The organism is Luteimonas sp. BLCC-B24 (genome assembly GCF_028550595.1).
In the GTDB taxonomy this organism is placed as follows: Bacteria; Pseudomonadota; Gammaproteobacteria; order Xanthomonadales; family Xanthomonadaceae; genus Luteimonas.
Window position 1 is genome coordinate 246,640 of record NZ_JAQQGN010000005.1, and the last position, 19,044, is coordinate 265,683.

The window sequence follows — 19,044 nt, forward strand, 5'->3', positions numbered from 1 at the left end:
GAGCGCGGCGGACGCGGCCGCTCCGCGCCGGATCAGGCGCCGGTCGGGTTGGCGTGGATCGCCGCGGCCAGTCGGGTGCGGGTGCCGGCTTCGCGCGCCGCGTCGGCATGCGTGGCCAGGCGGGCGGTCACCCAGCGCTCGGCAAACCCGTCGAGGCGCGCGTCGAGCAGGAAGCCGCAGTGGCCGCCCCAGCGGCTCAGCTCCACCCGGGCATGCCCGGGCAGCGCCAGCGCGTGGAATTCGTCGAGCGGGATCACCGGATCGTCCGCCGACATCAGGATGTCGGCCGGCACCTGCAGGGCGGCGAGCCGGTCGCCGGCGATCGAATAGCCGTCGAAGTAACGGTCGATCGAACCGAAATCGGTGTGCGTGTGCACCAGCCAGTCGGTGAGTTCGCGCATGCCCAGCTTGAGCGTCGCGTCGTCGAAGGTGTGGCGCTGCGGAAACAGTTCGCGCTTGCGCCGCAGCGACGCCCGCCAGTTGCGCTCGAAATGGCGCAGGTACAGGCGGTGGCCGCGCTCCATGTAGAGCATCGTGCGCGCGGGATCGATGACCGGGCACACGGCGGCCACGCCCGCCAGCTGCAGGCCCGCGGCCGGCGCGCGCAGCCCCAGCCGCAGCGCGAAGTTGCCGCCCAGCGAATACCCCGCCGCGACCATCGGACGCGCCGGAAACCGCCGCGCCACATCGACCGCGGCGTGGACCACCTCGTCGATGCGGTTGGAATGGAAGATCGCCTCGTTGAGATGGTGGCTGCCGCCGTGATCGCGGAAATTCAGCCGGAACACCTCGAAGCCGCGTTCGAGCATGCGGGCTGCGGTCAGCCGCATGTAGCTCGATTCGGTGCTGCCCTCCCAGCCGTGCAGCAGCAGCGCCAGACCGCGCGGGGCCTGGCCCGGCACCACGCTGTGCAGGCCGTGCAGGCGCACGCCGTCACCGCCGTCGACCAGGTGCTCGGTGGTCACCGCACCGGTGCCCGCCAGCCGCCGGGCTCCGCGCTGGCGCCGCCAGGGGCTGCTGGCCAGCACGGTCTGCACGTGCGGGCTGCGCAGCCACAGCGGCGGGGCGTAATCGCTGCCGCCGACGCGTGCGTTGCCCGCCGCGGCCGCGGATGCATCCGCATCGAGCGGACGCTCGAACGTCATCCCACCGGTCCCAGCGCGGCGACGATGCGTTCGCGCGAGACCTCGGCGATCCGCCGCCGGCCCTCGGTGTTGGCCGGCAGAATGGGGTCGAGGAACATCACCTCGGCCGGGCGCACCGGCTCGCCGAGCAGGCGCAGGAAATTGGCGAAGAACGATTCGCGCTCGCCGAACGCGACCGTGGCCTGCCCTTCCCCGTCGGCGCCGTAGCGCAGCGCCACCGGCTGCACGGCCACGTCGGCCTCGACCGCGGCCTGGAAGATGCGCGCATGGAAGGGCCCGACGTGATCGCCGCCGCGGGTGCGGCCTTCGGGAAACACGCCCACGCCCCGCCCGCTGCGCAGGCGCGCGACCATCTCGTGGAGCACGCCGCCCAGCGATTCCTGGCTGCCGCGCTGGTGGAAGATCGTCTCGCCGCGGCCCGCCAGCCAGCCGACCACCGGCCAGCCGGCGATTTCGCGCTTGGCGACGAAGCCCATCATCCGCTGGCTGTGGAGTGCGGAAATGTCGATCCAGCTCACGTGGTTGGCGACGAACAGCACCGCGCCCGGCAACGGCGTCCCCACCCGGCGCAGGCGGAAGCCGAAGATCCACATCAGCCCGCCCTGCCACCAGCGGATCGCGCGATGGCCGGGCGACTCCGCCGTCCAGCGGCGCCCGGCCAGCGCCGGCATGCCGAGTATCAGCACCACCGGCAGATGCACGCATGCATGCCACAGCAACATCGGTACGCGGACCGCATAGCGCAGCGCGCGCGCGGGCGTACCGCCAGCGGCGGCCAGACGGGGGAGCGAGGTCATGCGGGCACGATACCGAAAGCCGACCGGCGCCGGCTAGCGAAATGAATGCGCGATGTCACGGCTTCGGTATCACGGCGAGGGTCAGACGCGACACGCAGACGGCGCGTCCGCGCTCGTCCTCGATGCGGATGTCCCACACCTGGGTGCTGCGGCCGACGTGCACCGCGCGCGCCGTGCCGGTGACCAGGCCACTGCGCACCCCGCGCAGATGGTTGGCGTTGATCTCGATGCCGACCACGCCGCAGCCCTCGGGCGCGGCCAGACCGCCGCCGGTGCTGCCGAGCGTCTCGGCCAGCAACGCGGACGCCCCGCCGTGCAGCAGGCCGTAGGGCTGATGGGTGCGGCCATCGACCGGCATCGTCGCGCGCAGGTAGTCGGCGCCGATCTCGGTGAACACGATGCCGAGCGCGGCGATCGCGGTATCGGTCGACAGGGCGTTGAGCTGGTCGACCGTGGTGTCAGTGCGGAACATGCGGCGCGGATCCGGTGTGGGGAGCCGGACAGCTTAAGACCCCCGGCGGTGTCCGCCAGACCCGGACCGCCACGCAGCGTCGTCCACGGTGCGGATGCCGTCCGGCGTGCGCGGCGGGTCAGTGCACCCGGAACAGCGTCGGACGCGGGGCGCTCAGCCACGAGGCGCGCGTATAGCGGCTGCCGAACGACGGCGGGGCGAGGCGGTGATCCAGCGCACGCGGGGACGCGGCGGTGGCGGGAACGGGTGATGTCGAGGGACGGGACATGGCGGAACTCCTGACGGCGCGGTTGCGCGGACGGCGGACTCAGACCAGGCGGAAGCGGGCGGGGAACGGCGAGGCCGTGGCGGCACGCCGGCGCTCGGCGAAATCGCGGCGGAACGGACGCGCGGTGGGCTGGGCGGCGATCGGCGCGAGCCGGGACGGGGCGGACATGCGGTGCATCGGCGGATCCTCGGGTGGGGCGGACGGGTTCAGGCGATCTGGAAGCGGCTGGGCAGGGTGCCGGCGGCGTAGCGTGCGCGGGCATAGCCGGCGGTGCGTGCCGAGGCCACCAGGCGGGCGGTGCAGGTCGGGAGGCCTGCGGCCGCATCGGCGACGGGGAGGCGGGCGGCGGCGGCGTGAACGATGGCGAGCATGCGGGTCATGGCGATGGGTCCTGGGAACGGGGGCGGTCAGACGACGCGGAAGCGGGCGGGCACCGACGGGCGGCTGTAGCTGCGCGGCGCGGCGTAGCCGCTGCTGCGGCCGTAGCCGGTGCCGAAGCTGCGGGCACGCGGGGCGAGGTCGAGGGCGCGGGGGGCGGCGGCGTGGGGGGTCTGGGTCTGCATGGCGGGTCTCCTGGGTCGGTGTGCTTCGGTGTGCTGGTAGACTACAACACCACCGTCCGATAACACCAGGTGCCGAAGGTCATATCCCCCGCCTTGCGCTTATTTGTTCAGCTTTTGTTCATATATTGGTGTCGCGACGAGGCCGTGCGGTCGGCGCGCCTCTCGGCCTGTGAACCGACGCGCCGATGCCGTCGCCCGCGTCCCCACCCGCGCGCAGCGGGCGGTCATCGCGTCGCGCAGGCGCGGCCCCGCGACGGATGACGAGTCCCGGTGCGAGCCCGCCACCGCCCGGCCGGCGGGCATGCGGGCTCGGCCTCGCGCAGCGCGGGTCGGAAAGACCGGGGTCGGCCGTCGGCGCGGTATCGCCCTGCCGAACGGCTTCGCACCGGACGGGCCGATGCGTCGCGTGCGGGCATCCGTGCACACGGCCCTCCCCTGCCTGCCGGCGCGGCCTGTCCACAGGCACGCGGCCGTGCCTGCACGCCCAAAAAAAAAGCCCCGCGGACGCGGGGCTTCGATGCACGGGGGCGACAGCGCTCAGGGCGGCGTGGGCACGCCGGGGATCACCGGCATCACGTCGACCGGAACCGTCGGCATCGCGTCGTCTTCGAACAGGTAATCGGGCAGGCCGTCGGTGTCGTCGCTGTGGCGACGCACGGATTCGATCTGGTAGGCACGCCGCTGCATCCAGGCGTCGCGGATCAGCGCGTACTCGTCGGCCGCGCCCTCGCGCATGCTGTCGACGGCGAACAGCCGGGTGCGCAGGTCGACCAGTTGCAGGCCCTGCAGGCCGTAGCGCCATTCGTCGTCGCCGATCTGGCGCATCGGCGACAGCGGCGCATCCCCGATCAGGCCGAAGCCGTCGCGCAGCGTGCGCGGCCCGAACAGCGGCAGCTCGACGTAGCGCGAGTTGCGCCACCCCCAGACACCGAGCGTCTGGCCGAAATCGGCATCGCGATGGGGAATGTCGGCATCCGACGCCGGATCGAAGATGCCGCCGATCCCGAGCGTGCTGTTGAGCAGGAACCGGCCCAGCGACTGGCCCGCGGCCTTCGGCCGCCCCTGCAACAGCGCGTTGACCGCACTCACCGGCTGGCCGAGGTTGCTGAAGAAGTTGGTCACGCCCAGGCGCACCGGGCGCGGCACCACCTTGACGTAGGCGCGCGCCAGCGGCGTCGCGATCGCGCGGTCGACCGCGCTGTTGAACGCGAACACGCGCCGGTTGAGCGGCTCCCAGGGGTCGTAGCTGCGCGGCATCTGCGCGGCTTCGGGCAGCGTCGGATCGTAGACCGGGTCGTAGACGTCGGTGCCGTACAGCGCCGCGTAGTCGAGTTCGGCCTGGGTGGGCACGGCGTCGACCGGCGTGCCGTCGGGCGGGCCCGCGTCGCCGGCGACGCGCGCAGCCTCGTCGAAGGCCTCGATGACCTCGCCGGTGTCGGGCGACGCGGCGGTTTCGGCGGCATCGGCATCCGCGGCCGAGGGGACATCGAGCGGCGCGGGCGCGTCGGTGGCCGTCGCGGCGTCGCCGGTCCCGACGTCCGCGACCGGGGGCGGGACGCGGTCGCGCGGCGCGCCGGTGCCGGCGCACCCGGCGAGCACCGCCGCGGCGAGCAGCGGTGACAGCAGGCGGATCGTGAGGGAATTGGACATCGTCATGGTCCGTTGGAGTCCACGCCGCGGACGCGGCGACGGGCGGGCGGCCTCAGGCCGACACGTAGCCCAGCGTCGGCGTCAGCCGGTAGGCCCGGCACAGTTCGGTCAGGCCGGGCGGCGTGCCGTGCACGTCCAGCGGGCCGTCGGCCGCCAGTTCCGCCAGCAGGGCCAGCCCCGCGCTGTCGAGCGCCGTCACGTCGTGCAGGTCGAGGCGCGAAGCGCCCGCACGCAGGCGGCGGGCCTCGTTCCACAGCGCCGGCACCGAGACCGCCGACACCGCGCCGGCGAATGCCAGCGCGTCGCCGTCCCGGCGCACCGAGGCCGCCGCCGGCGTGGTCACTCGGCGGTGGCCTGGATCTGGCCACTGCGCAGTTCGCGCGCGACCTCGGGAATCGACTTGCGCTGCAGCTGCGGGTCGAACTGGTCGCGGAAGGTGCGCACGAACGACACGCCCTCCACCATCACGTCGAACACCTTCCAGGTGCCGCCGCTCTGGCGCATCAGGTAATCGACCGGAATCGGCTCGCCGCCGCTGCGCAGCAGCTCGCTCGACACGCGCACGCCGAGTCCGCGCGGCAGCGGGGTTTCGGACTTGATGCGCACGCGCAGCTGGGCATTGAAGTCCAGCAGCGACGAACCGTAACGGCGCATCAGGTTGTCGGCCAGCGCATCACCGAACAGCTTGACGTCGGCGTCGGACGCGCCGCGCGCGTGCCGGCCCAGGACCTGGCGCGCGGCGTAGTCGCGGTCGAACATCTGGTCGAACTCGCCGGTGATGAAGCGCTGCAGCGCGGCGCGATCCCGGGTGAATTCGGCGCGGCGCGACTCGAGGGTCTTGAGCACGCGCTCGCTGTTGCTGAGCACGAGCTGGCTCGGCGCGCCCGCCTGTGCGGTCGCGGCGGCCGGTGCGGCGGCCTGCTGGGCGAATGCGATGCCGGGCAGTGCGAATGCGGTCGCGAGCGCCAGCGGCAGCGCGCGGGTGAGCAGAGGCATACGGTTCATGGAACGACTCCTTCGTCATGGGGGAACGCGTCGGGGGACGCGGTGTCGGACGGGGCGTCCGCCGACGGTGCGGCATCGGCATCATTGCCGCCGCCGCTGAACATGTACCGACCGACCATCTGGATCAGATCGACCGCCGGAGAGGTGAACGCGATCTCCTCGCCCGGCTGCAGCGACTCCATGTCGCCACCCGGCGACAGGCCGACGTAGCTTTCGCCGAGCAGGCCGCCGGTGAGGATCGCGGCCGAGGTGTCCACCGGGATCTCGTTGAAGCGGTTCTCCACCGCCAGCGTCACGACGGAATCGAAGCGCACCGGATCGAGATCCACCCGGGTCACCCGGCCGATCGTCACGCCGCCGATCTTGACCGGCGCGTTCGGACGCAGCTGGCCGAGATTGGTGAAGCGCGCGGTGAGTTCGTAGGTCCCGCCACGCGAGAAGCCGAACTGGCCGTTGGTCGATGCCACCGCCAGCACCAGCAGCGACGCGAGCGCCAGCAGCAGGAACGCACCGACGGCGAACTCGAGACGGGGACCACGGGCGCTTGTCATGGGTGTCACCTTTGCAGCGGACCGCCCCACCGGGCGGTGAATGGAATGGATGCGGCGGCGACGCCGCACACGGGATGCTCAGCGGAACAGGAAGGCCGACATCACGAAATTGAACATCAGCACCAGCAGCGAGGCGTTGACCACCGCGCGCGTCGTCGCCACCGACGTGCCCTCGATCGTCGGCTCGGCGTGGAAGCCCACGTACGAGGCCACCAGCGCCGCGGTGCCGCCGAAGACGGCCGACTTCAGGAATGCGATCAGGAAGTCACCGCGGAAATCCACCGCGTCCTGCATCGTCTGCCAGAACATGCCGTTGTCGACGCCCAGCACCTGCACCGCCTGGAACCAGCTCGCCGACAGCGCCAGGCTGCAGAAGAACGCGGTCAGCAGCGGCACGCAGATCACCGCGGCCCAGAAGCGCGGCGCCACCGCCTTGGCCACCGGATCGATCGCCATCAGGCCGAGCGCGGTGATCTGGTCGGTCGCGCGCATCAGGCCGAGTTCGGCGGCGATCGAACTGCCGGCGCGGCCCACGAACAGCAGCGCGGTCAGCACCGGCGCCAGTTCGCGGTACAGGCCGAGGCCGATCAGCACGCTGACCTGGTTGCTGGCGCCGTAGGTTTCCAGCGCGCGGTAGCCCAGCAGGGTCAGCGACAGCCCGACGAAGGCGCCGCCGACGGCGATGATCGGCAGGGACCGGCCGCCGATCTTGTAGATCTCGCGCAGCAGTTCGGAAAAGAAGTCGGCGGTCGGCTTCGATGCACCGAACACCGACAGCGAAAACAGGCCGGCGCGGCCGAGCGAGCGGATGGCGGCGCTCATCGTGGATCTCTCCTGCCCGCGCATGCCTGCGCGCGGGACGTCGTGCCGGAACGGCGCATCACGCCGCCTCCGTGCGCGCGACGAGGTCGCTGCGGTCGAACGCGATCGGTCCGTCGGGCGCGCCGCGCAGGAACTGCTGCACCAGCGGATCGGTCGAGGCCTCGAGTGCGCCCGGGGTGCCGGCGAAGACGATGCGGCCGTTGGCGATCACGACCGCGTGGTCGGCGATCGGCAGCGTTTCATGGACGTGATGGGTGACGATGATGCTGGTGAGACCGAGGCTGGCATTGAGCCGTGCGATCAGACTCATGATCACGCCCGAGGCGATCGGGTCCAGCCCGGTCAGCGGCTCGTCGTAGATCATCAGCGGCGGATCCAGTGCCAGCGCACGCGCCAGCGCCACGCGCCGCGCCATGCCGCCCGAGAGCTCGCGCGGATACAGGTCGGCGGCTGCGCGCAGGCCCACCGCCTGCAGCTTCATCGCCACCAGCCGCGCGATCACCGGCTTCGGAAACCTCGTGTGCAGACGCAGCGGCAGGGCGATGTTCTCGCCGGCGGTGAGGTCGGTCAGCAGGCCGTTGCCCTGCAGCAGCACGCCGATGCTCTTGCGCAATTCGAGCAGGTCGCGGGTGCGCGTGGGCACGCGCTGCCCGAACACCTCGACCGTGCCGGCCGCCGGAACGAGTTCACCGGTCAGTGCCGACAGCAGCGTCGATTTGCCGCTGCCGGACGGTCCCAGCACCGCGGTCACGCTGCCACGCGGCACCGACAGGTCGATCCCCGACAGCACGCTGCGCCCGCCCCGGTCGAGGCGGACGTCACGCAGCAGCACGGCAGGGGCGGTGGCGTCGGGCATTCGGGAATCGATACGGAAACGGCGGGACGTCGGTGGCGCGGCAGTGCCGGCGCGAAACCCGCAGAGCATGGCGAAAACAAACTGAATCTTAACCCAGTCAGTGAACTGGTGAGTACAGAAATTGTCCCGGTCGCGGGTTTGAGCGTCCCGGCGACGGGCCCCACGGTCGCGGCGACGTGCCCGGGCGCACGTGGTCAGGTCGGTTCAACGCGTGGCGGCAGCCCCGGAACGCGCGGCCAGCGCAGCCGCTGCCGCGTGTTCGCGACGCTCGCTGTAGCGGTCGGTCAGCAGCGCGCTGCGGCCGCGCACCAGCCAGGTGAACCTCACCAGCTCTTCCATCACGTCGACCACGCGGTCGTAGTACGCCGAGGGCTTCATCCGCCCTGCCTCGTCGAATTCCTGCCAGGCCTTGGGCACCGAGGACTGGTTGGGGATGGTCACCATGCGCATCCAGCGGCCGAGCAGGCGCAGGGCGTTGACCACGTTGAACGACTGCGAGCCGCCGCAGACCTGCAGCACCGCCAGCGTGCGGCCCTGGGTGGGGCGCACGCCGGCGCTTTCCAGCGGCAGCCAGTCGATCTGGTTCTTGAAGACCGCGGTCGGCGCGCCGTGGCGCTCCGGGCTCACCCAGACCTGGCCTTCCGACCACAGCGACAGCGCACGCAGTGCCTGCACCTTCGGGTGCGTGGCCGGCACCGAATCGAGCATCGGCAGGTCGTGCGGGTCGAACAGCCGCGTCTCGGCGCCGAAACGTTCGAGCAGGCGCTGCGCCTCCAGCGCCAGCTTGCGGCTGTAGGACTCCGGACGCAGCGAGCCGTAGAGGATCAGGATGCGCGGCGGATGGCCGCCGGCCGGCACGCCGAGTGCGGCCGGGTCGACGGGCTTGAACGCGGCAGGGTCGAGGTTGGGCAGATCGGGCGCCATGGGCGGTCTTGTGAGCGTCATGAATATTCGATTATTCTAGAAATATGGAACATAAAGCCGCAACCCACGCACTCGCCGCCCTCGGCCAGGACACGCGCCTGTCGGTCTTCCGGCTGCTGGTGCGCGCCGGTCGCGCCGGCAGGCTGGCCGGCGACATCGCCGAGGCCCTGGCCCTGCCCGGCGCCACCCTGTCCTTCCATCTCAAGGCGCTGACCGCCGCGGGGCTGGTGAGCGGCGAGGCGAGCGGGCGGACCATCCGCTACCGCGCCGACCTGGAGGCGATGAACGCGCTGGTCGGCTACCTCACCGAGAACTGCTGCGCCGACGACGCGGGCGCCTGTGTGCCGTCCGCGGCGTGTGCGCCCTGAGACACCCCGATCCCTTCCGTTCCTCACGCCTTCCGAGAGCCCGACCCATGACCCGACGCGTCCTGTTCCTGTGCACCGGCAATTCCGCCCGCAGCGTGCTGGCCGAAGCCACGCTCCGCGCCTGGGGCGTGGGCCGTTACGAGGCCTACAGCGCCGGCAGCCAGCCGGCCGGCCAGGTGAATCCGTTCGCGATCGCGCAGCTCGAGCGCGAGGGCTTTCCCACCGACAACCTGCGCAGCAAGTCCTGGGACGAATTCTCGGCCGAGACCGCCGCGCCGATGGATCTGATCGTCACCGTCTGCGACAGCGCGGCGGGCGAGAGCTGCCCGATCGTCCACGGCGATTTCGTGCGCGTGCACTGGGGCCTGTTCGACCCCGCTGCGGTGACCGGCAGCGACGCCGACAAGCGCGCCGCGTTTGCCGAGGCGCACGCGATCATCCAGAAGCGATTGCGCGCGTTTCTCGACATCCGCGACGACGTCTGGGCCGACAAGGCCGCGGTCAAGGCGCTGCTCGAACCGATCGCCGACGTCGGATGAGCACGCCCGCGTCTGCGCCCGCCCCGGGGCGCCTGTCGTTCCTCGACCGCTGGCTCACGCTGTGGATCTTCGCGGCGATGGCGCTGGGCATCGCGCTGGGCACGCTGTTCGACGGCCTGCCGGCGGCGCTCGATACGCTCAGCTGGGCCGGCACCAACATCCCGATCGCCATCGGCCTGATCCTGATGATGTACCCGCCGCTGGCCAAGGTGCGCTATGCGGAACTGCCCAACGTGTTCCGCGACAAGCGCGTGCTGGCGCTGTCGCTGGTGCAGAACTGGCTGATCGGGCCGTTCCTGATGTTCGGGCTGGCGGTGCTGTTCCTGCGCGACTATCCCGAATACATGACCGGCCTGATTCTGATCGGCCTCGCCCGCTGCATCGCGATGGTGCTGGTGTGGAACCAGCTCGCGCGCGGCGACAACCAGTACGTCGCCGGCCTGGTCGCATTCAACTCGGTGTTCCAGATCCTGTTCTTCAGCGCCTACGCCTGGTTCTTCCTGAGCTGGCTGCCGCCGGTGTTCGGGCTGGAAGGCAGCGTCATCGACGTCGGCATCTGGACCATCGCGCAGGCGGTGCTGATCTACCTTGGCATTCCGTTCCTCGCCGGGTATCTCACCCGCCGCTGGTTGGTCAAATCCAAGGGCGAAGCCTGGTACGAAACGCGCTTCCTCCCGAAGATCAGCCCGATCACCCTGGCCGCGCTGCTGTTCACCATCGTCGCGATGTTCAGTCTCAAGGGCGCCGACGTGGTGCGGATTCCGATGGACGTGGTGCGCATCGCGATACCGCTGACGCTGTACTTCCTGATCCAGTTCGTCCTCAGCTTCTGGATGGGCAAGCTGATCGCGAAAGACTATCCGCGCACGACGGCGATCGCGTTCACCGCGGCCGGCAACAACTTCGAGCTGGCGATCGCGGTCGCCATCGCGGCCTTCGGCCTGGCCTCGCCGGTCGCGTTCGCGGCCGTCATCGGGCCGCTGGTCGAGGTGCCGGTGCTGATCCTGCTGGTGCACGTGGCGCTGTGGATGCAGCGCCGCTGGTTCGGCCGCGTTACCGCCTGATCGCGGGACATCACGCGCGGCCCTCGGGCGTCGACGGCGGATTCGCAGCCTCGCCGACCCGCGCCGCCAGACGCAGCAGCAGATCGATCTGGGTCTGCTGCTGCTCGAGCAGCCGCATGATCTGCTCGCTGCGCATCGCGTCCATCTTCTCGTGCAGGGCCATGATCTCGAGCTCGGCCTTGAGGTTCACCGCGTAGTCGTAGCCCGCCATCTGCCGGTCCTTCGCTGCCTGCCGGTTCTGGCTCATCATGATCACCGGCGCCTGCAGCGCGGCGACCATCGACAGCATCAGGTTGAGGAAGATGTAGGGGTAGGGGTCGAACGCGTGCGCGCCGAGTGCGCCCGTATTGAGCGCCACCCAGCCGATCAGCACGGCCACGAACGCCAGGATGAAGGTCCACGAGCCGCCGAATGCGGCCACCCGGTCGGCGAGCGCTTCTGCGAATGTCGCCTGGTCCAGCAGCTTGCCCGGATCGGTGGACGTGACCCGGCGATCGATCGCCCGCTGCACGATCTCGCGCGTGGCCGGCTCGAGCTCCGCATTCGGACCGAACCAGCTCCGGGCCCGGGCGAGATAATCGAGATGTGACGGGGTCTGCATGGACGCGCTCCTGTCCCGGGATGACGGACACGGCGCTGCGGCGACGCAGCGCCCGACGCCGGCACCGCCGGCGACCGCCCCATTCTGGACGTCCGGGCCGGCGAGGCGAACGTCGCGCAGGACGCGCCTCGCAGGGGCACGCGCGGTCGCGACGCTCAGCCTGCACGGCACCGTCCGGCGATGTCGCGCGTGCGGTCGTAGGCGCGCGTGGCGATGTCGAAGAAGCCCAGCACCGTCGGAAACAGGTCGTCGTGCGCGTGCGGTGCACGTGCGCCGCTGCGGACGCAGGCCAGGTCGAGACCCATCGACCGCGCCGAGTCGGCCGCGCTCCACCACACCATCGGCACCTGCAGCTGCTGCGCCGGCGCCAGCGCGTACGGTGCGCCGTGCAGGAACAGCCCGTACTCGCCCAGCGATTCGCCGTGGTCGGACACGTACAGCAGCGCACTGTCGTGGGCGCGGTGGGCGGCCAGCAGGTCGATCAGCTGGCCGAGCACGGCGTCGGTGTAGAGGATGGCGTTGTCGTAGGCGTTGATGATCGCCGGCTGGGCGCAGCGCGCCAGTTCGGCGCTGGCACAGGCGGGCCGGTAGCGCGCGTACGGCGCGGGATACCGCTCGAAGTAGGCCGGCCCGTGGTTGCCGAGCATGTGCAGCACCAGCAGCGTGTCGCCCTGCGCGGTGTCCAGCCGCTGGCCCAGCGCGGTCGCCAGCACCGCGTCGAGACAGCGGCCGGCGCCGCAGGCGACCGGATCGATCGCGGCGCTCATCGTCTCCATGCCGGTCCCCGCGCAGACGCCCTTGCAGCCGGACTGGTTGTCGAGCCAGTCGACGCCGACGCCGGTGCGGGCGACGACGTCGAGCAGGCTCTGCTGCGCGCGGATCGCGTCGCGATCGTAATGCGCGCGGCCGAGCGCGGAGAACATGCACGGCAGCGAGACCTCGGTGCTGCTGCCGCAGGCCCTGACATCCGGGAAGTTCACCACGCCGCGCGCGCGCAGCTCGGGTGTGGTGTCGCGCGCGTAGCCGTTGAGTCCCCAGTGATCGGCGCGCACCGTTTCGCCGACCACCAGCACCAGCAGGCGCGGCCGGCGCATCACCGGTGTCGTCGTCCGGCGTGCATCGGTGGCCACCGGCTGGCGTTCGCCGGGAGGCACCTCGTCGCGCTCGCCCACGGCGCGCACGGCCGATACCAGCACGTTGCCGGGCGTGATCCGGTAGCGGAGCGCATGGTCGGCGCGTACCAGCGAGAAGATGCCCTGCGATGCGCTGCCGAGCGCGCCCGCGGCCAGCAGCGCCATCGCCAGCAGGAACACCCCGCGGCGCACCGCGGCGCGTCCGAAGGTGTCGCGCCGCAGCGGCACCAGCGTCACCAGCATCGCCGGCGTGACACCCTGCAGCAGCACGTGCAGCAGCAGGCCCGCCGAGAGCAATTCCCGGCTTTCGGCCGGGTCGGTGCGCAGCACGTTGTGGATCATCTCCACGTCGAACAGCACCGCGTAGCGCGTGGCGAAGAACGACGCGCACGCGGTCAGCACCAGCAGCGCGCACAGGACCGGCTTCAGCGCGCGGCCGAATGCGAGCAGGCCGAACAGCAGTGCGTGCAGCGCGACCAGCGCCACGCCGAATGCGAACTGCACGCCCATCGCGGCGCCGGCCACGTCCAAGGCGTGCCAGAACGCGGCATTGGCGCTGACGATGCACCAGGCCGACACCGCGACGAGCAGCCCCTCGGGCGGCCACGGCCGTCGCAGCGCCGCACGCACACGCAGCCACACCTCGCGCATGCCGTCGAACACCGCGGCGGCGTCGTGGCCGGTCGCAATGACGCGGGCGCCACGCCCGGCCAGTATCCGCGCGCCCACCTGCGGCGCCGCGGCGCCGCGTTCGTGCGCGGGTGTGCGCGGCACGTGCCGCACGCCCGGTGTCCGCCCCTGTCCTTGCATCGTCGATCCACCCGGGTCGTGCCGGCCGTTCCGGCGTGCGCACGCTCGCGGTGCCGACGTCGGAATGCCGTGGGAATGACGTTGCGGATGTCTTAACGCCGCGAGGCCCCGGTCCCCGGTTCCGACAGTTCTCCGACATCGCCGCGCCCAGCCTGCGCACGGCACCGGCCGGGCGCGCCGGCGCGTCCATCAGGAGAGTTCACGATGCCCCGTTCCCTCGCCCGCGCCGCATCCGCGCTCGCGCCGTTCCTGCTGGTATTCGCGGCCGGCCTGGCGCTGCTGTCGACCTCGCGGCTGGGCCTGTCGCTCTGGCACGCCGGGGCAGTCGCCGCCGTCGACGGCTGGGCGCCGGTGCTGCTGCAGGGCGTGCGGGTCGACATCGCGACGATGTGCATGGTCCTCGGCGTGGCCGCCGCGCTGTATCTGCTGTTGCCGGCCGGTCTGCGCGCGCGGCGGCCGGTGCATGCCCTGTTCGCCGGCTGGTTGACGCTGGCGTTGGTGGTGCCGCTGACGCTGGAGCTGGCCACGCCCGCCTTCATGCACGAGTACGGCCTGCGGCCCAACCGCGTGTTCGTCGAATACCTGCTGTATCCGCAGGAAATCGCATCGACGCTGGGCAAGGGCCATGCGGTGAGCAGCCTGCTGACGCTCGCGCTGGGCGTGGCCGCCGCGCTGCTGGGCTACCGCCTGCTGCGCCGACGCCTCGCGCGCGGCGGTGACTTCAACAGCGGCTGGCCGCTGCGCGTGGGGCTCGCGGTGCTGGTGGTGGCGGGGTCGGCGATGGGCATCCGCTCCACGCTCGGCCACAGGCCGATGAATCCGGCGCTGCTCGCGTTCTCCAGCGACGCCACGGTCAATACGCTGCCGCTGAACTCGTTCTATTCGGTCGCGTTCTCGATCCGCGACCTGCTGCGCGACGATCCCGGCGCGCGGGTCTACGACACCACCACGCCGGATGCCGCGGTGGCCGCCTACATGCACGCGCGCACCGGCGCATCCGTCGCGGCGTCGGCATCCACGCCGGTGCTGGTCGACCACGCGCCGGCCTACACCGGACGGCCGCGCAATCTGGTCATCGTGCTCGAGGAGAGTCTGGGCGCGCAGTTCGTCGGCAGCCTCGGCGGCCTGCCGCTGACGCCGAACTACGACCGCCTCGCCGCCCGGGGCTGGGCGTTCGAGCGCCTGTACGCGACCGGCACGCGCTCGGTGCGCGGCATCGAGGCGGTCATCAGCGGCTACACGCCCACGCCGTCGCAGGCGACGGTCAAGCGGCCGCGCGCGCAAGGCCACTTCTTCACTTTGGCGAGCGTGCTCGCCCGTCACGGCTACGACACCACCTTCTACTACGGCGGCGAGAGCCACTTCGACAACATGCGCGGCTTCCTGCTGTCGAACGGCTTTTCGCGCATCGTCGACCGCAAGGACTACAGCGCACCGGCGTTCGTCGGCTCGTGGGGCGTGTCGGACGAGGATCTGTTCGACCACGCGCATGCCGAGTTCACCCGGCTGCAGGCGGCGGGCACGCCGTTCCTCGGCTTCGTGTTCACCTCGAGCAACCACGATCCGTTCGAATTCCCCGACGGTCGCATCCGCTTGCACGATACGCGCAAGGCCACGCGCAACAACGCCGCCAAGTACGCCGACTACGCGCTGGGCCGGTTCATGGACCAGGCGCTGGCGTCCTCCTATGCGGACGACACGGTGTTCCTGATCGTCGCCGACCACGACTCGCGCGCGTTCGGCCGCACGCTGGTGCCGGTCGACAACTTCCACATTCCCGGGCTCATTCTCGCACCCGGCCTCGCGCCGCGGCGCGACGAGCGCCTGGTGAGCCAGATCGACCTGGGGCCGACGCTGCTGTCGCTGGTCGGCATCGACGATCCCACGCCGATGATCGGTGCCGACCTCACCCGTCCCGCCGGCCCGGGCCGCGCGCTGATGCAGTACGACCAGAATTTCGCCTACATGACCGACGACGCGATGGTGGTGCTGCAGCCGGCGCAGGCGCCGATCGCGTTCGTGCGCGGCGCCGACGGTGCGCTGCAGCCGCAGGCCGGCGCGCCGCCGGGCCTGGTCCGCGAGGCGACGATGCACGCGCTGTGGGGCACGCTGGCCTACGAGCACGGCTGGCACACGCTGCCCGAGCCCGCCCGCGGCGACGCGCGCCCCGTGACTGCGCTCACCGCTGCGCGTGCCCCCTGAGCGTCGCCCAGCCCGGCCAGTACCGGGCGACGCCGGTGGCCACGCTGGCGCATACCGCCAGCGCCCAGACGTCGTGCGACAGGAAGTGCGCGCCGCGCAACTGCTGGGCCACGCCGAACACCGTGCCGAGCGCCAGACCGGCCGCCAGCCCCCGACGGCGCCAACGCGGCGCGGCGTGGGCGAGCGCGAAGTACAACCCCACCCAGGCATAGCCGGCGCCGGCATGGCCGGCCGGAAAGCAGGCGCCGACACCGGTGAACGGAAGCGCCTGCGCGCGCACGCCGCCGTAGCGCAGCAGGTCCCAGGGACAGTCGACACCCGTGATGCGCTTGAGCGCGGCGATCAGCACCGCGCACAGCACCACGGTGACCAGCAGATAGCCGGCCGCGCTGCGCCAGCGCGCGGACAGCACCCGCCGCCGGTGGTCGAGCACCAGTCCCGCGGCCAGGCCCGCGCCGGCGAGCACGGTGAGCAGGCGACCGCCGTCGTGCACCAGGCGCGACGTCCACCAGGCCTCGCGCCAGGCCCAATGCCCGCCTTCCCAGGCATACAGCCGGTCGGCCAGCCACTGGTCGATGCCGAGCCCCTGCAGCGGCGCCGACAGCACGAGGGCCGTGGCCAGCATCGCCGCGATCGCCGACCAGCCACCGGAGCGTCGAAACGCCATGTCCCCGCTCACCACGGCACGCAGGCCCAGACCGCGCCGTGCAGCAGCAGGCTCACCGTCACCGCGGCCGAGCCCGCGTCCTTGGCCTTGCCCGACAGCGGATGCCGCTCGGGGCCGATGCGGTCGATCGCCGCTTCCACTGCGGTGTTGAGCAGCTCGACCACGAACACCAGGCCCAGCGTCACCAGCAGCAGCGCGCGCCACGACGGCGCCGGCACGCACCACCACACCGCGGGCACGACGACGAGCGCGAGCCGCGTTTCCAGCCGGAACGCGGCTTCGCTGCGCCAGGTCGCACGCAGGCCGCGGAGCGAGTGGCCCAGCGCCGCGACCAGGCGCGGCACGCCGCGCGCCGGGGGCCGGGTGGGCATCGGGATCGACATTGCAGGCTCCGGCCGGCGAACGGGGGCCGGCGTGGGCCGCAGCGTGGCGGCCGCCGTGTCGGAACGCGGTCGGAAATTCCTTCGCGGCGCATTCGTCCGGACATCCGGCGCCGTGTCGTCTGGCGGCGCGACGCGGCCGCGCGCATGCTAGACCGCGTTCGCCCCGCACGGACCGCCATGCGTCTGCTCATCGTCGAGGACCACGCGCCGCTGGTCGCCAGCCTGTTCGCCTACTTCGAAGCGCGCGGCGCGCAACTCGACGCGGCGCCCGACGGCGTGGTCGGCCTGCATCTGGCGGTGACCCAGCCCTTCGATGCGATCGTGCTCGACTGGATGTTGCCGCGGATGGAGGGTCCGCAGGTGCTCCGGACGCTGCGCGAGCACGGCATCGACACCCCGGTGCTGATGCTCACTGCGCGCGACCAGCTGCCCGACAAGCTCACCGGCTTCCGCGCCGGTGCCGACGACTACCTCACCAAGCCCTTCGACCTCGAGGAGCTGGAGCTGCGCCTGCTCGCCCTGGTCACGCGTGCGCGGGGCCGCAGCGCCCGCCGCGTGCTCGAGGTCGGCGATCTGCGCCTCGATCTCGCCACGCTCGACGTGCACCGGGCGGACCGCCGACTGCACCTGTTCCCGGCATCGAGAAAGCTGCTCCAGGTGATGATGCAGGCCAGCCCCGCGGCCGTGAGCCGGCACCAGCTGGAATACGCGCTCTGGGGCGACGAGCCGCCGGACGGCGACATGCTCCGCTCGCACATCTACGAACTGCGCCGCAGCGTCGACGGCGGTCAGGCCGTCAAGCTGATCCACACCATTCCGCGGGTGGGCTACCGCATCGCCGTGGAGCGCGCTGCCGATGCCCCGGCGCAGTAGCCTCGCCCGCCAGATCACCTTGGCCGTCGTGGCCTACGCGCTGCTGCTCAGCGCCGCACTGTTCACCCACGGCGTGCTGGTCAACGAGAACGCCGAGCGGATGGTCTGGCAGGCGCTGCTGGACACCCAGCTGAGCGAGATCGTCGAACGCCGCCACCAGGAGCCGGCCTACGCCTGGCGCAACAACGACCGCTTCGACCTGCACCCGCTCGACGATCCACGGATCGCGGTGCCGGCCGTGCTGCGGCCACTCGGCCCCGGCCTCTACGACAGCGTGTTCTACGGCGACAACGAATGGGTGGTGCTAGTGCGCGACACCGCCGACGGGCGTCTGGCGCTGGCCTTGGACATCGACGGATTCGAGGACCAGGAACGGGTGCTGATGCGGCCGGTGCTCGGGTCCTCGCTGCTGATGCTGCTGGTGCTGGGCGTCGCGGCCTACTTCGGTGCGCGCTGGCTGACCCGGCCGCTGCGTGACCTGGCCGCACGCATCGGCGCGCTCGCGCCCGACCGGCCGGGCCAGCGCATCGCCCTGCCACCGCGTGCGAGCACGGAGCTGGCCGTGATCGCCAGCGCACTCGACGATTACCTCGCCCGCAACGAGCAGTTCGTCGATCGCGAACGCGCCTTCATCGACACCGCCAGCCACGAGCTGCGCACGCCGCTGGCGGTGATCCGCAGCGCCAGCCACATTGCGCTCTCCGGGCCGCGCACGCCCGAGGCGATGGCGGCCCAGCTCGCGCGCATCGCCCGCACCACCCGGGAGGTCGAGCAGCTGATCTCGGTGCTGCTGGTGCTGGCCAAGGATCCGGCGCGTGCGCTGGCGGGAGCCGAGCGCCTGCATCTCGACGCGCTGCTGCCCCGGATCGTCGACGACCACCGCCCGCTCGCGGACGGCAAGGATCTGCAGCTCGTCGTGGACGCGTCGACACCCGTCACCCTGCTGGCACCGGAGGCGGTGGTGCGCATCGCGATCGGCAACCTGGTGCGCAACGCGATCGAACACAGCGACCGCGGCACGATCCACGTCGCGCTCGAGGCGGACGGCGGCGTGGTGATCCGCGATCCGGGCCACGGCATGACGCCCGAGGAGATCAGCGCGCTCTATGCACGCCTCGCCCGCGGCGGCGAGCGCAGCGCCGGCATCGGCCTGGACCTGATCGCGCGGCTCAGCGAGCACCTGGGCTGGCAGCTCGCCATCGATTCCGACCCGACCCGTGGCACCGTCGTCCGTCTGCGCCTGCCGGTGACCGAGGACGAGGCGTCGGGCCCGGAGGCGCGCAGCCGGACGTGACGCCGGCGCCCGGCACGGCGTCGCGCGCCGAAGACGGCGCCTCCGACGCATCGGCCC

General features: G+C 71.7%; 24 protein-coding genes. 6 read left to right on the top strand and 18 right to left on the bottom strand.

Annotated features, from left to right (window positions below):
- Window positions 1-32: 32 nt before the first annotated feature.
- From PQS31_RS12180 to arsH, 14 genes are all read right to left on the bottom strand, one after another.
- Entirely contained in the window at window positions 33-1,145 is a 1,113-nt protein-coding gene (locus PQS31_RS12180) for an alpha/beta fold hydrolase (protein WP_272763004.1), read from the bottom strand.
- Window positions 1,142-1,942, bottom strand: a complete 801-nt coding sequence (locus tag PQS31_RS12185) for a lysophospholipid acyltransferase family protein (RefSeq protein WP_272763005.1) — start codon at window positions 1,940-1,942, stop codon at window positions 1,142-1,144. Before PQS31_RS12185 ends, PQS31_RS12180 begins: the two co-directional genes overlap by 4 nt.
- A gap of 55 nt (window positions 1,943-1,997) precedes the next feature.
- Window positions 1,998-2,414 (bottom strand): hotdog fold thioesterase, encoded by a 417-nt coding sequence (locus tag PQS31_RS12190; RefSeq protein ID WP_272763006.1) that lies wholly within the window; start codon window positions 2,412-2,414, stop codon window positions 1,998-2,000.
- Between the two features lie 118 nt (window positions 2,415-2,532).
- The gene (locus PQS31_RS12195) at window positions 2,533-2,682 is read right to left on the bottom strand and encodes a hypothetical protein (RefSeq protein ID WP_272763007.1); all 150 of its coding nucleotides are present in this window, start codon (window positions 2,680-2,682) and stop codon (window positions 2,533-2,535) included.
- 39 nt (window positions 2,683-2,721) lie between these two features.
- The gene (locus PQS31_RS12200) at window positions 2,722-2,850 is read right to left on the bottom strand and encodes a hypothetical protein (RefSeq protein ID WP_272763008.1); all 129 of its coding nucleotides are present in this window, start codon (window positions 2,848-2,850) and stop codon (window positions 2,722-2,724) included.
- A gap of 38 nt (window positions 2,851-2,888) precedes the next feature.
- A complete protein-coding gene (locus PQS31_RS12205) occupies window positions 2,889-3,062 on the bottom strand; it encodes a hypothetical protein (protein WP_272763010.1) in 174 nt (57 codons plus the stop codon).
- Between the two features lie 27 nt (window positions 3,063-3,089).
- Window positions 3,090-3,245 carry a hypothetical protein gene (locus PQS31_RS12210; protein WP_272763011.1) on the bottom strand — a complete coding sequence of 52 codons (156 nt, stop codon included), beginning with the start codon at window positions 3,243-3,245 and terminating at the stop codon, window positions 3,090-3,092.
- A gap of 537 nt (window positions 3,246-3,782) precedes the next feature.
- Complete coding sequence (locus tag PQS31_RS12215) at window positions 3,783-4,895, bottom strand: MlaA family lipoprotein (RefSeq protein WP_272763012.1); 1,113 nt, start codon at window positions 4,893-4,895, stop codon at window positions 3,783-3,785.
- Between the two features lie 52 nt (window positions 4,896-4,947).
- Window positions 4,948-5,238 carry an STAS domain-containing protein gene (locus PQS31_RS12220; RefSeq protein ID WP_272763013.1) on the bottom strand — a complete coding sequence of 97 codons (291 nt, stop codon included), beginning with the start codon at window positions 5,236-5,238 and terminating at the stop codon, window positions 4,948-4,950.
- Window positions 5,235-5,885: an ABC transporter substrate-binding protein gene (locus PQS31_RS12225; RefSeq protein ID WP_272763052.1), complete on the bottom strand. Its 651-nt coding sequence runs from the start codon at window positions 5,883-5,885 to the stop codon at window positions 5,235-5,237. The genes PQS31_RS12220 and PQS31_RS12225 overlap by 4 nt, the downstream gene beginning before the upstream one ends.
- 11 nt (window positions 5,886-5,896) lie before the next feature.
- The gene (mlaD, locus tag PQS31_RS12230; RefSeq protein WP_272763014.1) at window positions 5,897-6,451 is read right to left on the bottom strand and encodes an outer membrane lipid asymmetry maintenance protein MlaD; all 555 of its coding nucleotides are present in this window, start codon (window positions 6,449-6,451) and stop codon (window positions 5,897-5,899) included.
- Window positions 6,452-6,529: 78 nt separating this feature from the next.
- Entirely contained in the window at window positions 6,530-7,273 is a 744-nt protein-coding gene (locus PQS31_RS12235; protein ID WP_272763015.1) for an MlaE family lipid ABC transporter permease subunit, read from the bottom strand.
- A gap of 58 nt (window positions 7,274-7,331) precedes the next feature.
- Window positions 7,332-8,129: an ABC transporter ATP-binding protein gene (locus PQS31_RS12240; RefSeq protein ID WP_272763016.1), complete on the bottom strand. Its 798-nt coding sequence runs from the start codon at window positions 8,127-8,129 to the stop codon at window positions 7,332-7,334.
- Window positions 8,130-8,333: 204 nt separating this feature from the next.
- Complete coding sequence (gene arsH / locus PQS31_RS12245) at window positions 8,334-9,053, bottom strand: arsenical resistance protein ArsH (RefSeq protein ID WP_272763018.1); 720 nt, start codon at window positions 9,051-9,053, stop codon at window positions 8,334-8,336.
- 44 nt (window positions 9,054-9,097) lie between these two features.
- On the opposite strand from arsH, the gene PQS31_RS12250 reads away from it, so the two are divergent.
- Genes PQS31_RS12250 through arsB form a run of 3 tightly spaced genes read left to right on the top strand, consistent with a single transcriptional unit; the run spans window position 9,098 to window position 11,024 of the window.
- Window positions 9,098-9,421: a metalloregulator ArsR/SmtB family transcription factor gene (locus PQS31_RS12250; RefSeq protein WP_272763019.1), complete on the top strand. Its 324-nt coding sequence runs from the start codon at window positions 9,098-9,100 to the stop codon at window positions 9,419-9,421.
- 47 nt (window positions 9,422-9,468) lie between these two features.
- Window positions 9,469-9,960 (top strand): arsenate reductase ArsC, encoded by a 492-nt coding sequence (locus PQS31_RS12255; protein WP_272763020.1) that lies wholly within the window; start codon window positions 9,469-9,471, stop codon window positions 9,958-9,960.
- On the top strand, window positions 9,957-11,024 hold the full coding sequence (gene arsB, locus PQS31_RS12260; RefSeq protein ID WP_272763021.1) for an ACR3 family arsenite efflux transporter: 1,068 nt from the start codon (window positions 9,957-9,959) through the stop codon (window positions 11,022-11,024). The genes PQS31_RS12255 and arsB overlap by 4 nt, the downstream gene beginning before the upstream one ends.
- Window positions 11,025-11,034: 10 nt before the next feature.
- On the opposite strand, the gene PQS31_RS12265 is transcribed toward arsB, so the two are convergent.
- Both PQS31_RS12265 and PQS31_RS12270 read right to left on the bottom strand, forming a co-directional pair.
- Window positions 11,035-11,625: a DUF1003 domain-containing protein gene (locus tag PQS31_RS12265; protein WP_272763022.1), complete on the bottom strand. Its 591-nt coding sequence runs from the start codon at window positions 11,623-11,625 to the stop codon at window positions 11,035-11,037.
- Between the two features lie 155 nt (window positions 11,626-11,780).
- Window positions 11,781-13,568, bottom strand: coding sequence for a phosphoethanolamine--lipid A transferase (locus tag PQS31_RS12270; RefSeq protein WP_272763023.1), 1,788 nt, complete (start codon window positions 13,566-13,568; stop codon window positions 11,781-11,783).
- 204 nt (window positions 13,569-13,772) lie between these two features.
- Between PQS31_RS12270 and PQS31_RS12275 the strand changes: the two genes are divergently transcribed.
- On the top strand, window positions 13,773-15,770 hold the full coding sequence (locus PQS31_RS12275) for an LTA synthase family protein (protein WP_272763024.1): 1,998 nt from the start codon (window positions 13,773-13,775) through the stop codon (window positions 15,768-15,770).
- On the opposite strand, the gene PQS31_RS12280 is transcribed toward PQS31_RS12275, so the two are convergent.
- Window positions 15,748-16,437: a phosphatase PAP2 family protein gene (locus PQS31_RS12280; protein WP_272763025.1), complete on the bottom strand. Its 690-nt coding sequence runs from the start codon at window positions 16,435-16,437 to the stop codon at window positions 15,748-15,750. The two genes, PQS31_RS12275 and PQS31_RS12280, sit on opposite strands and share 23 nt — an antisense overlap.
- An 8-nt stretch (window positions 16,438-16,445) precedes the next feature.
- Window positions 16,446-16,820: a diacylglycerol kinase gene (locus PQS31_RS12285; protein ID WP_272763026.1), complete on the bottom strand. Its 375-nt coding sequence runs from the start codon at window positions 16,818-16,820 to the stop codon at window positions 16,446-16,448.
- Window positions 16,821-16,997: 177 nt separating this feature from the next.
- Between PQS31_RS12285 and PQS31_RS12290 the strand changes: the two genes are divergently transcribed.
- Both PQS31_RS12290 and PQS31_RS12295 read left to right on the top strand, forming a co-directional pair.
- A complete protein-coding gene (locus PQS31_RS12290; protein WP_272763028.1) occupies window positions 16,998-17,693 on the top strand; it encodes a response regulator transcription factor in 696 nt (231 codons plus the stop codon).
- Complete coding sequence (locus PQS31_RS12295; protein ID WP_272763029.1) at window positions 17,677-18,987, top strand: HAMP domain-containing sensor histidine kinase; 1,311 nt, start codon at window positions 17,677-17,679, stop codon at window positions 18,985-18,987. Before PQS31_RS12290 ends, PQS31_RS12295 begins: the two co-directional genes overlap by 17 nt.
- The last annotated feature ends 57 nt before the right edge of the window (window positions 18,988-19,044 follow it).

Bases quoted from the DNA above. Each gene is read 5' to 3' on its own strand.
- PQS31_RS12180 (WP_272763004.1), bottom strand. From the start codon at position 1,145: ATGACGTTCGAGCGTCCGCTCGATGCGGATGCATCCGCGGCCGCGGCG.
- PQS31_RS12185 (WP_272763005.1), bottom strand. From the start codon at position 1,942: ATGACCTCGCTCCCCCGTCTGGCCGCCGCTGGCGGTACGCCCGCGCGC.
- PQS31_RS12190 (WP_272763006.1), bottom strand. From the start codon at position 2,414: ATGTTCCGCACTGACACCACGGTCGACCAGCTCAACGCCCTGTCGACC.
- PQS31_RS12195 (WP_272763007.1), bottom strand. From the start codon at position 2,682: ATGTCCCGTCCCTCGACATCACCCGTTCCCGCCACCGCCGCGTCCCCG.
- PQS31_RS12200 (WP_272763008.1), bottom strand. From the start codon at position 2,850: ATGTCCGCCCCGTCCCGGCTCGCGCCGATCGCCGCCCAGCCCACCGCG.
- PQS31_RS12205 (WP_272763010.1), bottom strand. From the start codon at position 3,062: ATGACCCGCATGCTCGCCATCGTTCACGCCGCCGCCGCCCGCCTCCCC.
- PQS31_RS12210 (WP_272763011.1), bottom strand. From the start codon at position 3,245: ATGCAGACCCAGACCCCCCACGCCGCCGCCCCCCGCGCCCTCGACCTC.
- PQS31_RS12215 (WP_272763012.1), bottom strand. From the start codon at position 4,895: ATGTCCAATTCCCTCACGATCCGCCTGCTGTCACCGCTGCTCGCCGCG.
- mlaD (WP_272763014.1), bottom strand. From the start codon at position 6,451: ATGACAAGCGCCCGTGGTCCCCGTCTCGAGTTCGCCGTCGGTGCGTTC.
- PQS31_RS12235 (WP_272763015.1), bottom strand. From the start codon at position 7,273: ATGAGCGCCGCCATCCGCTCGCTCGGCCGCGCCGGCCTGTTTTCGCTG.
- PQS31_RS12240 (WP_272763016.1), bottom strand. From the start codon at position 8,129: ATGCCCGACGCCACCGCCCCTGCCGTGCTGCTGCGTGACGTCCGCCTC.
- arsH (WP_272763018.1), bottom strand. From the start codon at position 9,053: ATGGCGCCCGATCTGCCCAACCTCGACCCTGCCGCGTTCAAGCCCGTC.
- PQS31_RS12250 (WP_272763019.1), top strand. From the start codon at position 9,098: ATGGAACATAAAGCCGCAACCCACGCACTCGCCGCCCTCGGCCAGGAC.
- PQS31_RS12255 (WP_272763020.1), top strand. From the start codon at position 9,469: ATGACCCGACGCGTCCTGTTCCTGTGCACCGGCAATTCCGCCCGCAGC.
- arsB (WP_272763021.1), top strand. From the start codon at position 9,957: ATGAGCACGCCCGCGTCTGCGCCCGCCCCGGGGCGCCTGTCGTTCCTC.
- PQS31_RS12265 (WP_272763022.1), bottom strand. From the start codon at position 11,625: ATGCAGACCCCGTCACATCTCGATTATCTCGCCCGGGCCCGGAGCTGG.
- PQS31_RS12270 (WP_272763023.1), bottom strand. From the start codon at position 13,568: ATGCAAGGACAGGGGCGGACACCGGGCGTGCGGCACGTGCCGCGCACA.
- PQS31_RS12275 (WP_272763024.1), top strand. From the start codon at position 13,773: ATGCCCCGTTCCCTCGCCCGCGCCGCATCCGCGCTCGCGCCGTTCCTG.
- PQS31_RS12280 (WP_272763025.1), bottom strand. From the start codon at position 16,437: ATGGCGTTTCGACGCTCCGGTGGCTGGTCGGCGATCGCGGCGATGCTG.
- PQS31_RS12285 (WP_272763026.1), bottom strand. From the start codon at position 16,820: ATGTCGATCCCGATGCCCACCCGGCCCCCGGCGCGCGGCGTGCCGCGC.
- PQS31_RS12290 (WP_272763028.1), top strand. From the start codon at position 16,998: ATGCGTCTGCTCATCGTCGAGGACCACGCGCCGCTGGTCGCCAGCCTG.
- PQS31_RS12295 (WP_272763029.1), top strand. From the start codon at position 17,677: ATGCCCCGGCGCAGTAGCCTCGCCCGCCAGATCACCTTGGCCGTCGTG.